Raw genomic sequence first — 14,738 nt, forward strand, 5'->3', positions numbered from 1 at the left:
CATGGCGAGGCCGGACAAGGCAGCCGCAGTCGCCGAGATCTCGGACAAGTTCCGCGACTCGAACGCTGCCGTGCTGACCGAGTACCGCGGGCTCACCGTCGCGCAGCTCAAGCAGCTGCGTCGGTCGCTCAGCGGCAACGCAACCTACGCCGTGGTGAAGAACACGCTGACCGCTATCGCGGCCAAGGAGGCCGGTGTCGAGGGACTCGACGCCGACCTGCAGGGCCCGTCGGCAATCGCCTTCGTCACCGGGGACCCGGTCGAGGCTGCCAAGGGTCTGCGTGACTTCGCCAAGGCGAACCCCGCGCTGGTCATCAAGGGTGGTGTCCTCGACGGGCGCCCCCTGACCGCCGCGGAGGTCACGAAGCTCGCGGACCTCGAGTCCCGCGAGGTCCTGCTGGCCAAGGCGGCCGGCGCGATGAAGGCCAAGCTCTTCCAGGCTGCCTACGTCTTCACCGCGAACACCGCCCAGGCCGCCCGCGTCATCGATGCCCTGCGTCAGAAGCAGGAATCGGAGGGCGCTGCCGCCTGATCCCGCGCCCGGGGCACGCCCCGGTCTCGTGATCCACGCAGCGCAAGCACACACCCCGCTTCTGGCAGGCCCGCACCGGGCCGCTGCCGAGCACCGACCGAAAGGAACGCCATCATGGCGAAGCTCAGCACCGACGAGCTCATCGAGCAGTTCAAGGAGCTCACCCTCATCGAGCTCAACGAGTTCGTGAAGGCCTTCGAGGAGACCTTCGAGGTCACCGCCGCCGCCCCCGCCGCCGTCGCGGTCGCCGCCCCCGCGGGTGGCTCGGGCGACGCCCCGGCCGAGGAGGAGAAGGACGAGTTCGACGTCATCCTCGAGGCTGCCGGCGACAAGAAGATCCAGGTCATCAAGGAGGTGCGCGCGCTCACGTCCCTCGGCCTGAAGGAGGCCAAGGACCTCGTGGACGGTGCCCCGAAGCCGGTCCTGGAGGGCGCGAACAAGGAGACGGCCGAGAAGGCCAAGGCTGCCCTCGAGGGCGCCGGCGCCACGGTCACCCTCAAGTGATCCCACCGGTCCCGTCCTGACGGGACCGGTCGCACGCCGCACGAGGCCCGCACCCCGCCCGGGGTGCGGGCCTCGTCGTTTCCCGGGGGCGGCGCCGGGCGGCCAGGAGGGCCCGGAGGGCGAGCCCGCGGCGTCGCGCGGCGTCGCGCGGCGTCCTGGGGCGACCGGGATCCGACGGCGTCGGCGCACCGGCTTCACGGAACGGCCACGAGTGTGCCACCATGTGCGGGTCGACGACGCAGGACAGCGAGGTCGACAGCAGCAGGTTCAGGCCCGCACGGCGGGCCGGAGGACGGGCGACGAGGCCCGTGCGAGTACCGGCGAGGCGCGCAGCGCCCGGGTCCGGGCGGGGGAGTGCGCCCCGAGGTTGTGTGGCGACGCCTTCTTGGGGTATGCTCACGCTTTGCGCTGTCCTGTGCCCCCGATCTCATATACCCCCGACCCCCTCGACGACGTACGTGCGCGTCCGCGAGGTGTCGTGGCGGCGGTGATCGTGTCCAGCCCGGCCGGTGCAGCGTTCTTTCGATCTGCAGGGAAGGACCCCTCTTGGCTGCCTCGCGCACCCCTTCTGCTCCGTCCGCCGACGCCATCGCGAACCGCACCGCATCGCGTCGCCTCTCCTTCGCCAAGATCTTCGAGCCGCTCGAGGTCCCCGACCTGCTGGGCCTCCAGACCGAGAGCTTCGACTGGCTGCTCGGCAACGAGGCGTGGCAGGCGCGCGTCGCCGCCGCGGCCGAGGCCGGGCGCCAGGACGTGCCCTCGACGTCGGGTCTCGAGGAGATCTTCGAGGAGATCTCCCCGATCGAGGACTTCGGGTCCTCGATGTCGCTGTCGTTCTCCAACCACCGCTTCGAGCCGCCGAAGTACACGGCCGACGAGTGCAAGGAGAAGGACTTCACGTACGCCGCGCCGCTGTTCGTCACCGCGGAGTTCGTCAACTACAACACCGGTGAGATCAAGAGCCAGACGGTCTTCATGGGCGACTTCCCGCTCATGACCGAGCGCGGCACGTTCATCATCAACGGCACCGAGCGCGTCGTCGTCTCGCAGCTCGTCCGCTCGCCCGGCGTCTACTTCGAGCGCGCCGCCGACAAGACGAGCGACAAGGACATCTTCTCCGCGAAGATCATCCCGTCGCGCGGTGCCTGGCTCGAGTTCGAGATCGACAAGCGCGACGCCGTCGGCGTGCGCGTCGACCGCAAGCGCAAGCAGTCCGTGACCGTGCTGCTCAAGGCGCTCGGCCTCACGGAGTCCGAGATCCGCGAGCAGTTCGCGGACTTCCCGTCCGTGCTCGACACGCTCGAGAAGGACCACGTCCACACGCAGGACGAGGCGCTCGTCGACCTCTACCGCAAGATCCGCCCGGGCGAGCCGCCGACGGTCGAGGCCGGCCGCGCGCTCCTCGAGAACTTCTACTTCAACCCGAAGCGCTACGACCTCGCGAAGGTCGGTCGCTACAAGGCGAACAAGAAGCTCGGCATCGACGCGCCGCTCAGCGACTCCACGCTGTCGGTCTCGGACGTCGTCGCGACGATCAAGTACCTCGCGGCGCTGCACGCGGACCACGCGAGCATCCCGGGCACGCGCAACGGCGAGGCCGTTGAGGTGCGCGTCGAGACGGACGACATCGACCACTTCGGCAACCGCCGCATCCGCGCCGTCGGCGAGCTCATCCAGAACCAGGTCCGCACGGGCCTGTCGCGGATGGAGCGCGTCGTGCGCGAGCGCATGACGACGCAGGACGTCGAGGCGATCACGCCGCAGACGCTCATCAACATCCGCCCGGTCGTGGCGTCCATCCGCGAGTTCTTCGGCACGTCGCAGCTCTCGCAGTTCATGGACCAGAACAACCCGCTCGCGGGCCTGACGCACAAGCGTCGTCTCTCGGCCCTCGGCCCGGGTGGTCTGTCGCGCGACCGCGCCGGCATGGAGGTCCGTGACGTCCACCCGTCGCACTACGGCCGCATGTGCCCGATCGAGACCCCTGAGGGTCCGAACATCGGTCTGATCGGCTCGCTCGCGTCGTACGGGCGCATCAACCCGTTCGGCTTCATCGAGACGCCGTACCGCAAGGTGACGGCGGGCAAGGTGACCGACGAGGTCGTCTACCTCACGGCCGACGACGAGGACCGCCACGTCATCGCGCAGGCGAACCAGACGCTCAACGCCGACGGTTCCTTCGCGGACGAGCGCGTGCTCGTGCGCACCAAGGGCGGCGAGGTCGAGATCGTCCCCGGCGCGCAGGTCGACTACATGGACGTCTCGCCGCGCCAGATGGTCTCGGTCGCGACGGCGCTCATCCCGTTCCTCGAGCACGACGACGCGAACCGCGCCCTCATGGGTGCGAACATGCAGCGCCAGGCCGTGCCGCTGGTCCGCTCCGAGGCCCCGCTCGTCGGGACCGGCATGGAGTGGCGCGCGGCCGTCGACGCGGGCGACGTCGTCGTCGCGACGAAGCCCGGTGTCGTCACCGAGGTCTCGGCCGACCTCGTGCTCGTCGCGAACGACGACGGCACGACCGGCAGCTACCGGATCGCGAAGTTCCGCCGCTCGAACCAGGGCACGAGCTACAACCAGCGCGTGCTCGTCGACGAGGGCCAGCGCGTCGAGCCCGGCTCCGTCCTCGCGGACGGCCCGGCGACCGACGAGGGCGAGCTCGCGCTCGGCCGCAACCTCCTCGTGGCGTTCATGTCGTGGGAGGGCCACAACTACGAGGACGCGATCATCCTCAGCCAGCGTCTCGTGCAGGACGACGTGCTCTCCTCGATCCACATCGAGGAGCACGAGGTCGACGCGCGCGACACCAAGCTCGGCCCCGAGGAGATCACGCGGGACATCCCGAACGTCTCCGAGGACGTCCTGGCGGACCTCGACGAGCGCGGCATCATCCGCATCGGTGCCGAGGTCGGCGCGGGCGACGTCCTGGTCGGCAAGGTCACGCCGAAGGGCGAGACCGAGCTGACCCCGGAGGAGCGCCTCCTGCGCGCGATCTTCGGCGAGAAGGCGCGCGAGGTGCGCGACACGTCGCTCAAGGTGCCTCACGGCGAGTCCGGCACGGTCATCGGCGTGCGCGAGTTCAACCGCGAGGACGGCGACGAGCTGCCCGCGGGCGTGAACCAGCTCGTGCGCGTCTACATCGCGCAGCGCCGCAAGATCACGGACGGCGACAAGCTCGCCGGCCGTCACGGCAACAAGGGCGTCATCTCCAAGATCCTGCCCGTCGAGGACATGCCGTTCCTCGAGGACGGGACGCCGGTCGACGTCGTCCTCAACCCGCTGGGCGTCCCCGGTCGTATGAACGTGGGCCAGGTCCTCGAGACGCACCTCGGGTGGGTCGCGAAGCAGGGCTGGGACATCTCGCTCGCCGACGGCAAGGACCTCTCCTGGCGGGAGAACGTCCCGGAGATCGCCGCGACGTCCGAGCCGGGCCGTCCCGTCGCCACCCCGGTGTTCGACGGCGTCCACGAGGACGCGCTCACGGGCCTGCTCTCGACGACCATCCCGAACCGCGACGGCGACCGCATGGTCGGCGCCGACGGCAAGGCGCGCCTCTTCGACGGCCGCTCCGGCGAGCCGTTCCCCGAGGCCGTGTCGGTGGGCTACATGTACATCCTCAAGCTCCACCACCTGGTCGACGACAAGATCCACGCGCGCTCGACCGGCCCGTACTCGATGATCACCCAGCAGCCGCTCGGTGGTAAGGCGCAGTTCGGCGGTCAGCGCTTCGGCGAGATGGAGGTGTGGGCCCTCGAGGCGTACGGCGCGGCCTACACGCTCCAGGAGCTCCTCACGATCAAGTCGGACGACGTGCCCGGTCGCGTCAAGGTCTACGAGGCGATCGTCAAGGGCGAGAACATCCCCGACTCGGGCATCCCGGAGTCCTTCAAGGTCCTCCTCAAGGAGATGCAGTCGCTGTGCCTGAACGTCGAGGTGCTCTCGAGCGACGGCGTGTCCATCGAGATGCGGGAGTCGGACGACGACGTGTACCGCGCAGCCGAAGAGCTCGGCATCGACCTGTCGCGCCGCCCCAACGCGGCGTCCAGCGTCGACGAGATCTGATCTCGGGCAGGTGGGAGCGGGTCACCCCGCTCCCACCGACGACCCCCACACCAACCGTCTTTTTGGCGTCGGGGCCGGCCACGGCCGGTCCCGGCAGGCGAAGGAAGTAGGACAACTTGCTCGACGTCAACGTCTTCGACGAGCTGCGTATCGGCCTGGCCACGGCCGACGACATCCGTGCGTGGTCGCACGGTGAGGTGAAGAAGCCCGAGACCATCAACTACCGCACCCTCAAGCCCGAGAAGGACGGACTCTTCTGCGAGAAGATCTTCGGCCCCACCCGGGACTGGGAGTGCTACTGCGGCAAGTACAAGCGCGTGCGCTTCAAGGGCATCATCTGCGAGCGCTGCGGCGTCGAGGTGACGCGCTCGAAGGTGCGTCGTGAGCGCATGGGCCACATCGAGCTCGCCGCGCCGGTCACGCACATCTGGTTCTTCAAGGGCGTGCCCTCTCGCCTCGGCTACCTGCTGGACCTCGCCCCGAAGGACCTCGAGAAGGTCATCTACTTCGCGGCGTACATGATCACCTCGGTCGACGAGGAGGGTCGCCAGGAGGACCTCCCGAACCTCCAGAACGAGATCGACCTGGAGAAGAAGGAGATCGCGGACGCCCGCGACAACGACATCAACTCCCGCGCCCAGAAGCTCGAGGCCGACCTGGCCGAGCTCGAGGCCGAGGGTGCCAAGGCCGACGCGCGCCGCAAGGTCCGCGACTCGGCCGAGCGCGAGATGGCGCAGATCCGCAAGCGCGCCGACGCCCAGCTCGACCGGCTCGAGCAGGTGTGGGACCGCTTCAAGAACCTCAAGGTCGCCGACCTCGAGGGCGACGAGATGCTGTACCGCGCCCTCCAGGACCGCTACGGCACCTACTTCGAGGGCTCGATGGGCGCCGCGGCGATCCAGAAGCGTCTCCAGGACTTCGACCTGGAGGCGGAGGCCGAGTCCCTGCGCGAGACCATCCGCTCGGGCAAGGGCCAGCGCAAGACGCGTGCCCTCAAGCGCCTCAAGGTCGTCAACGCGTTCCTCACCACGACGAACTCGCCCACGGGCATGGTGCTCGACGCCGTCCCGGTCATCCCGCCGGACCTGCGCCCGATGGTGCAGCTCGACGGTGGCCGCTTCGCGACGAGCGACCTCAACGACCTGTACCGCCGCGTGATCAACCGGAACAACCGCCTCAAGCGTCTCCTCGACCTGGGTGCGCCGGAGATCATCGTCAACAACGAGAAGCGGATGCTCCAGGAGGCCGTGGACTCGCTGTTCGACAACGGCCGCCGTGGTCGTCCGGTCACCGGCCCGGGCAACCGCCCGCTCAAGTCCATCTCGGACATGCTCAAGGGCAAGCAGGGTCGTTTCCGTCAGAACCTGCTCGGCAAGCGCGTCGACTACTCGGGCCGTTCGGTCATCGTCGTCGGCCCGCAGCTCAAGCTGCACCAGTGCGGCCTGCCGAAGCAGATGGCGCTCGAGCTGTTCAAGCCGTTCGTCATGAAGCGCCTCGTGGACCTCAACCACGCGCAGAACATCAAGAGCGCGAAGCGCATGGTCGAGCGTGCCCGCCCGGTCGTGTGGGACGTGCTCGAAGAGGTCATCACCGAGCACCCCGTGCTGCTCAACCGTGCACCGACGCTGCACCGCCTGGGCATCCAGGCGTTCGAGCCGCAGCTCGTCGAGGGCAAGGCGATCCACCTGCACCCGCTCGTCTGCGCCGCGTTCAACGCGGACTTCGACGGTGACCAGATGGCCGTCCACCTGCCCCTGAGCGCCGAGGCGCAGGCCGAGGCCCGCATCCTCATGCTCTCGAGCAACAACATCCTCAAGCCGTCGGACGGCCGTCCGGTGACCATGCCCTCGCAGGACATGATCATCGGTCTGTACCACCTGACGAGCGACCGCGAGGGTGCCGAGGGCGAGGGTCGTGCGTTCGGCTCCGTGGCCGAGGCGATCATGGCGTTCGACCAGGGCACCCTGGACCTCAACGCCCGGGTGAAGATCCGCACGACGGACCTCGTCCCGCCGGTCTCCGGCTTCGAGGCTCCCGAGGGCTGGGAGGAGGGTCAGCCGATCCTCTTCGACACCACGCTCGGTCGCGCGCTGTTCAACGAGACGCTCCCCGTCGACTACCCGTACGTGAACTCGGTCGTCGACAAGAAGCGCCTCTCGGCGATCGTCAACGAGCTCGCGGAGCGCTACCCGAAGGTCGAGGTCGCGGCGTCGCTCGACGCGCTGAAGGCCGCCGGCTTCCGCTGGGCGACCCGCTCGGGCGTCACGATCGCGATCTCCGACGTGGCGACGCCCAAGGAGAAGGCCGTCATCCTCGAGCAGCACGAGGAGCGCGCGCTCAAGGTCCAGCAGCAGTACGACCGTGGTCTCATCACGGACGACGAGCGCCGTCAGGAGCTCATCGAGATCTGGACCCAGGCGACGGACAAGGTCGCGTCGGTCATGCGCGAGAACCTCGAGGCGAACGACCGCAACACCGTGTACCGCATGGTCGGTTCGGGTGCGCGCGGTAACTGGATGCAGGTCCGTCAGATCGCCGGTATGCGCGGTCTCGTGGCGAACCCGAAGGGCGAGATCATCCCGCGCCCGATCAAGTCCAACTACCGCGAGGGCCTGTCCGTCCTCGAGTACTTCATCGCGACGCACGGTGCCCGCAAGGGTCTGGCGGACACCGCGCTGCGGACCGCCGACTCGGGCTACCTCACGCGTCGTCTCGTGGACGTGTCGCAGGACGTCATCGTCCGCGAGGAGGACTGCGGCACCGAGCGTGGCCTGACCCTGCCGATCGCCGAGGAGCTCGCGGGCAAGCTCGTGCGCCACCCGAAGGTGGAGACGAGCGTCTACTCGCGCACCCTCGCGGCCGACCTGGTCGACCCCGACGGGAACGTCGTCGGCAAGGCCGGCGACGACGCGGGCGACGTCCTCATCGACGCCGCGGTCACCGCGGGCGTCCGCGAGGCCAAGGTCCGCTCGGTCCTCACGTGCGAGTCGCGCGTCGGCACGTGCGCCAAGTGCTACGGGCGCTCGCTCGCCACGGGCAAGCTCGTCGACATCGGCGAGGCGGTCGGCATCATCGCCGCCCAGTCGATCGGTGAGCCCGGCACGCAGCTGACGATGCGTACCTTCCACACCGGTGGTGTCGCCTCCGCGGACGACATCACGCAGGGTCTGCCGCGTGTCACGGAGCTCTTCGAGGCCCGCACCCCCAAGGGTGAGGCGCCCATCGCGGAGTTCTCGGGCCGCATCGCGATCGACGACTCGGAGCGCTCGCGCCGTCTGGTGCTCACGCCGGACGACGGCTCGGAGGAGATCGCCTACCCGGTGACGAAGCGTGCCCGCCTGCTCGTGCAGGACGGCGACCACGTGAACGTCGGCACGCAGCTCGTCCAGGGTGCGGTGGACCCGAAGAAGGTCCTGCGCATCCTCGGCCCGCGCGCCACGCAGAAGCACCTGGTGGACGAGGTCCAGGAGGTCTACCGCTCGCAGGGCGTGGACATCCACGACAAGCACATCGAGGTCATCGTGCGGCAGATGCTGCGTCGCGTGACCGTGCTCGACTCGGGCGACTCGCACCTCCTGCCGGGCGAGCTCGCCGAGCGCGGCCGCTTCGAGGACGCGAACCGTCGCGCGGTGGCGGAGGGTGGCCAGCCGGCCTCCGGCCGTCCCGAGCTGATGGGCATCACGAAGGCGTCGCTCGCGACGGACTCGTGGCTCTCGGCCGCGTCGTTCCAGGAGACGACGCGCGTGCTCACCGAGGCGTCGATGAGCGGTCGTCGTGACCCGCTCCTCGGCCTCAAGGAGAACGTCATCATCGGTAAGCTCATCCCGGCCGGTACCGGCCTTCCCCGGTACACCAAGGTCCAGGTCGAGCCGACCGAGCAGGCCAAGACGGAGCTCTACCCGAGCTTCGGCTACGACGAGATCGACTTCCCGGCGCTCGGCATGGGCTCCGGCGAGGCGATCCCGCTCGAGGACCTGGACTTCGGCGACTACCGCTGACGTCCCACGACGGGTGCCCGTCGGCTGCCGCGCCTCGTGCGCGGTGTCCGGCGGGCACCCGTCGTCGTCCCTCCTGCGGGACGACGACGAGCCCGGGGGAGCGGCCGTGCTCGCGACCTGCTCCTTTGACTCCTTGCCGGGTGGCAGGTAACCTGGTAAACCGTGCCCGCGCCGTCGGGCCCTCCGTGATGTCCCTGGCGGGACGGTGCGGGCGAGCGATCGTCGCACACCGCCGCGTGGCGGTCTCCGGACGGGCCGATGTGAGTGCCCGGGCACTCCGGATCCCGGTCCTGGTGGCGCGCTCGCGCCCACGGCCCGGAGCCGGACCATCGAGCCGGTGGTAGGTGGCTGCTGCAGCGTCTCTCGCGCTGCGGGTGCCTCGTGCGATCGGCTCCAGCAGCCAGCACGACCACCATCGGGGATAGCCCCGGTAGCTCGAGAAGACACGGAGACGTAGTGCCTACGATCCAGCAGCTCGTCCGCAAGGGGCGGACCTCGAAGGTGGGGAAGTCCAAGACTCCCGCCCTCAAGGGCTCCCCGCAGCGGCGCGGTGTGTGCACGCGCGTGTACACCACCACCCCGAAGAAGCCGAACTCCGCGCTGCGCAAGGTCGCTCGCGTGAAGCTCTCCTCCCAGGTCGAGGTCACGGCCTACATCCCCGGCGTCGGCCACAACCTCCAGGAGCACTCCATCGTGCTCGTGCGCGGCGGTCGTGTGAAGGACCTCCCGGGTGTGCGCTACAAGATCGTGCGCGGCGCGCTCGACACGCAGGGCGTGAAGAACCGCAAGCAGGCCCGCAGCCGCTACGGCGCCAAGAAGGAGAAGAGCTGATGCCTCGCAAGGGCCCGGCCCCGAAGCGGCCGCTCATCGTCGACCCGGTCTACGGGTCTCCCGTCGTCACGCAGCTCATCAACAAGGTGCTGCTCGACGGCAAGAAGTCCACCGCCGAGTCGATCGTCTACGGCGCCCTCGAGGGCGTCCGGGCGAAGACGGACGGCGACCCGGTCGTCGTGCTCAAGCGCGCGCTCGAGAACGTCCGCCCGGCGCTCGAGGTCCGCTCGCGCCGCGTCGGTGGTGCGACCTACCAGGTCCCGGTCGAGGTGCGCCCGGCGCGTGCGACGACCCTCGCGCTGCGCTGGCTCACGGACTACTCGCGCGCCCGCCGCGAGAAGACCATGACGGAGCGCCTCATGAACGAGATCCTCGACGCCAGCAACGGCCTCGGCGCCGCGGTCAAGCGCCGCGAGGACATGCACAAGATGGCGGAGTCCAACAAGGCCTTCGCCCACTACCGCTGGTAGTCCGCACGACGGGCCCCGGGGACCGGAGCGTCCCCGGGGCTGTCGGCGGGTCCGAGGCCGGTCATCCCGGTCCGAGCAGCGCCCCCGACTCAACCCATCTAACGAGGGAAGCAGACCGTGGCACTTGACGTGCTGACCGACCTGAGCAAGGTCCGCAACATCGGCATCATGGCCCACATCGATGCCGGGAAGACCACGACCACCGAGCGCATCCTGTTCTACACGGGTGTGAACTACAAGCTCGGCGAGACGCACGACGGCGCGTCCACGACCGACTGGATGGAGCAGGAGAAGGAGCGCGGCATCACCATCACGTCCGCCGCCGTCTCGTGCTACTGGAACAAGAACCAGATCAACATCATCGACACGCCCGGCCACGTCGACTTCACGGTCGAGGTCGAGCGCTCCCTGCGCGTGCTCGACGGCGCCGTCGCCGTCTTCGACGGCAAGGAGGGTGTCGAGCCGCAGTCGGAGACGGTGTGGCGCCAGGCGGACAAGTACAACGTCCCGCGCATCTGCTTCGTCAACAAGATGGACAAGCTCGGCGCGGACTTCTACTTCACCGTCGACACGATCATCAACCGCCTCAAGGCGAAGCCGCTGGTCATCCAGCTCCCGATCGGGGCCGAGAGCGACTTCACCGGTGTCGTGGACCTGCTCGAGATGAAGGCGCTCGTCTGGCACGGGGAGACCCAGCTCGGCGAGGCGTACGACACCGAGGAGATCCCCGCGGACCTGGTCGAGAAGGCCCAGCAGTACCGCAGCGAGCTCGTCGAGGCCGTCGCCGAGGCCGACGAGGAGCTGCTCGAGAAGTACCTCGGTGGCGAGGAGCTGACGATCGCCGAGCTCAAGGCCGGCATCCGCAAGCTCGTCATCGCGGGCGAGGCGTTCCCGGTCCTGTGCGGCTCCGCGTTCAAGAACAAGGGCGTCCAGCCCATGCTCGACGCGGTCATCGACTACCTGCCGTCGCCCCTCGACGTGCCGGCCATCGACGGTCACGACCCGAAGGACGAGGAGAAGGTCATCCAGCGTCACCCCGACGCCTCGGAGCCGTTCTCCGCGCTCGCCTTCAAGGTCGCGGCGCACCCGTTCTTCGGCAAGCTCACCTACGTGCGCGTGTACTCCGGTCGCGTCGAGCCCGGCCAGCAGGTCGCGAACTCGACCAAGGGCAAGAAGGAGCGCGTCGGCAAGATCTTCCAGATGCACTCCAACAAGGAGAACCCGGTCGACGAGGCGAGCGCCGGTCACATCTACGCGGTCATCGGCCTCAAGGACACCACGACCGGTGACACGCTGAGCGACATGGCGAACCCGGTCATCCTCGAGTCGATGAGCTTCCCCGAGCCCGTCATCGACGTGGCGATCGAGCCGAAGACGAAGGCCGACCAGGAGAAGCTCTCCACGGCGATCCAGAAGCTCGCCGAGGAGGACCCGACCTTCCGCGTCAAGCTGGACGACGAGACCGGCCAGACCGTCATCGGCGGCATGGGCGAGCTCCACCTCGACATCCTCGTCGACCGCATGCGTCGCGAGTTCAAGGTCGAGGCGAACGTCGGCAAGCCGCAGGTCGCGTACCGCGAGACGATCCGCCGCAAGGCCGAGAAGATCGAGTACACGCACAAGAAGCAGACCGGTGGGTCCGGGCAGTTCGCGAAGGTCCAGGTGACCTTCGAGCCGCTCGACACGTCCGAGGGCGAGCTCTACGAGTTCTCCAACGCGGTCACCGGTGGTCGCATCCCGCGCGAGTACATCCCCAGCGTCGACGCCGGCATCCAGTCCGCGATGGAGCTCGGCGTGCTCGCCGGCTTCCCGCTGGTCGGGGTGAAGGCGATCCTGCTCGACGGCGCCTACCACGAGGTCGACTCCTCGGAGATGGCGTTCAAGATCGCCGGCTCGATGGTCCTCAAGGAGGGCGTCAAGCGGGCGGACCCGGTTCTGCTGGAGCCGGTGATGGCGGTCGAGGTGCGTACGCCCGAGGAGTACATGGGCGACGTCATCGGCGACCTGAACTCACGTCGTGGAATGATCCAGTCCATGGAGGACGCGACGGGTGTGAAGGTCGTCCGGGCCCACGTACCGTTGTCAGAGATGTTCGGGTACATCGGTGACCTCCGGTCCAAGACCCAGGGTCGTGCGGTGTACTCGATGCAGTTCGACAACTACGCCGAGGTTCCTCGGAACGTTGCCGAAGAGATCATCAAGAAGACCCGGGGCGAGTGAGTCCCCACAGGTCGAAGACCCGCACAACCATCAACCTGTAGGAAACCGCAACGCCCCGCGGATGTAGGATCTCTCGGTCGACATTCGCAACGTTCGGCACATCTACCCAAGTCCCAGGAGGACCCCAGTGGCTAAGGCCAAGTTCGAGCGGACCAAGCCGCACGTCAACGTCGGCACCATCGGTCACGTCGACCACGGTAAGACGACGCTCACGGCGGCGATCTCGAAGACGCTCGCGGACACGTACCCGGACCTGCCGGCGAACACGCAGCGCAACTTCGACGAGATCGACGCGGCTCCCGAGGAGAAGCAGCGCGGTATCACGATCAACATCGCGCACATCGAGTACGAGACGCCGAAGCGCCACTACGCGCACGTCGACGCCCCGGGTCACGCCGACTACATCAAGAACATGATCACCGGTGCCGCCCAGATGGACGGCGCGATCCTGGTGGTCGCCGCGACCGACGGCCCGATGGCCCAGACGCGCGAGCACGTCCTGCTCGCCCGCCAGGTCGGCGTGCCGTACCTGCTCGTGGCGCTCAACAAGTCCGACATGGTCGACGACGAGGAGATCCTCGAGCTCGTCGAGATGGAGGTGCGCGAGCTCCTCTCCTCGCAGGAGTTCGACGGTGACAACGCGCCGGTCGTGCGCGTCTCCGGTCTCAAGGCGCTCGAGGGCGACCCCGAGTGGACCGCGAAGATCCTCGAGCTCATGGAGGCCGTGGACGAGAACGTGCCCGAGCCCGTCCGCGAGCTCGACAAGCCGTTCCTCATGCCCGTCGAGGACGTCTTCACGATCACCGGTCGCGGCACCGTCGTCACCGGCAAGGTGGAGCGTGGCACGCTCGACCTCAACTCGGACGTCGAGATCGTCGGCATCCGCTCGCCCCAGAAGACCACGGTCACGGGCATCGAGACGTTCCACAAGCAGATGGACCAGGCTCAGGCCGGCGACAACACCGGTCTGCTCCTGCGCGGCATCAAGCGCGAGGACGTCGAGCGCGGCCAGGTCGTCGTGAAGCCGGGTTCGATCACCCCGCACACGCAGTTCGAGGCGCAGGTCTACATCCTGGGCAAGGACGAGGGCGGCCGTCACAACCCGTTCTACTCGAACTACCGTCCGCAGTTCTACTTCCGCACGACGGACGTCACCGGCGTCATCACGCTGCCCGAGGGCACCGAGATGGTCATGCCCGGCGACAACACCGAGATGACGGTCGAGCTGATCCAGCCGATCGCCATGGAGGAGGGCCTCGGCTTCGCCATCCGTGAGGGTGGCCGCACCGTCGGCTCGGGCCGCGTCACCAAGATCCTCAAGTGATCTGACGCTGCCTCCGCAGCACCTCGTCGAAGGCCCGGTCCCGTCCGCGGGGCCGGGCCTTCGGCCTGCGGTCACCGTCACACCGGCGTCGCGTCGTCCCGACTTGGACGACGGCGGCTTCGTGTGGCAGACTGTTCAGGTTGCCTGTTACGGGTGCGCTCTTTCACGTGTCGAACAGTGTGTTGAACCGGTCCTCTCGCCGAGGGCCAGGACCCCGGGACTTCTCCCGGGTCTGCGGGTTGAGCTCTCTGTGTCGCCATGGATCGAGTACCCCGCGGAACACACGTTCCGACAGGCTCGCACAAACGTTGTGGTCCGGTTCGCGGAGCCGTGCGTCAGCACGGAGCCCGGCGGGAGTCCACATATCCAACGGCCCCGCGCCTCTCGGCGTGTGCGCCCAGGTGCGTCGCGACTACGCGACACGCCCGAGCGCGGGGGTCGGACAGCTAGCGGTTCGAGAGAGAGAGTCAGACGACGCCATGGCGGGACAGAAGATCCGCATCCGGCTCAAGTCCTACGACCACGAGGTCATCGACAGCTCGGCGCGCAAGATCGTCGACACGGTGACGCGCGCTGGTGCAACGGTCGTGGGTCCGGTGCCGCTGCCGACGGAGAAGAACGTCTTCTGCGTCATCCGGTCGCCTCACAAGTACAAGGACAGCCGCGAGCACTTCGAGATGCGCACGCACAAGCGGCTGATCGACATCATCGATCCCACGCCGAAGGCGGTCGACTCGCTCATGCGTCTCGACCTGCCGGCTGACGTGAACATCGAGATCAAGCTCTGAGGCTGGAGGACA

At 68.3% G+C, this 14,738-nt stretch carries 9 protein-coding genes; all 9 read left to right on the forward strand.

Annotation, left to right across the window (positions count from 1 at the left end; translation table 11 throughout):
• Position 1: 1 nt before the first annotated feature.
• The 9 genes from rplJ (at position 2) to rpsJ (ending at position 14,726) form a co-directional block, all read left to right on the forward strand.
• Positions 2-532, forward strand: a complete 531-nt coding sequence (rplJ, locus tag BJP59_RS03030; protein WP_021483443.1) for a 50S ribosomal protein L10 — start codon at positions 2-4, stop codon at positions 530-532.
• A gap of 114 nt (positions 533-646) precedes the next feature.
• Positions 647-1,036 (forward strand): 50S ribosomal protein L7/L12, encoded by a 390-nt coding sequence (gene rplL, locus BJP59_RS03035; RefSeq protein WP_021483444.1) that lies wholly within the window; start codon positions 647-649, stop codon positions 1,034-1,036.
• 546 nt (positions 1,037-1,582) lie between these two features.
• A complete protein-coding gene (gene rpoB / locus BJP59_RS03040; protein WP_021479867.1) occupies positions 1,583-5,095 on the forward strand; it encodes a DNA-directed RNA polymerase subunit beta in 3,513 nt (1,170 codons plus the stop codon).
• Positions 5,096-5,211: 116 nt separating this feature from the next.
• On the forward strand, positions 5,212-9,093 hold the full coding sequence (locus BJP59_RS03045) for a DNA-directed RNA polymerase subunit beta' (protein ID WP_021479868.1): 3,882 nt from the start codon (positions 5,212-5,214) through the stop codon (positions 9,091-9,093).
• Between the two features lie 456 nt (positions 9,094-9,549).
• A complete protein-coding gene (gene rpsL / locus BJP59_RS03050) occupies positions 9,550-9,924 on the forward strand; it encodes a 30S ribosomal protein S12 (RefSeq protein WP_021479869.1) in 375 nt (124 codons plus the stop codon).
• The gene (gene rpsG / locus BJP59_RS03055; RefSeq protein WP_021479870.1) at positions 9,924-10,394 is read left to right on the forward strand and encodes a 30S ribosomal protein S7; all 471 of its coding nucleotides are present in this window, start codon (positions 9,924-9,926) and stop codon (positions 10,392-10,394) included. The genes rpsL and rpsG overlap by 1 nt, the downstream gene beginning before the upstream one ends.
• A gap of 117 nt (positions 10,395-10,511) precedes the next feature.
• Positions 10,512-12,614: an elongation factor G gene (gene fusA, locus BJP59_RS03060; RefSeq protein ID WP_021479871.1), complete on the forward strand. Its 2,103-nt coding sequence runs from the start codon at positions 10,512-10,514 to the stop codon at positions 12,612-12,614.
• 127 nt (positions 12,615-12,741) lie between these two features.
• Positions 12,742-13,938 carry an elongation factor Tu gene (tuf, locus tag BJP59_RS03065; RefSeq protein WP_021479872.1) on the forward strand — a complete coding sequence of 399 codons (1,197 nt, stop codon included), beginning with the start codon at positions 12,742-12,744 and terminating at the stop codon, positions 13,936-13,938.
• A gap of 479 nt (positions 13,939-14,417) precedes the next feature.
• Entirely contained in the window at positions 14,418-14,726 is a 309-nt protein-coding gene (gene rpsJ / locus BJP59_RS03070) for a 30S ribosomal protein S10 (RefSeq protein WP_012867945.1), read from the forward strand.
• The last annotated feature ends 12 nt before the right edge of the window (positions 14,727-14,738 follow it).

Source organism: Cellulosimicrobium sp. JZ28 (genome assembly GCF_015327065.1).
Taxonomy (GTDB): Bacteria; Actinomycetota; Actinomycetes; order Actinomycetales; family Cellulomonadaceae; genus Cellulosimicrobium; species Cellulosimicrobium funkei.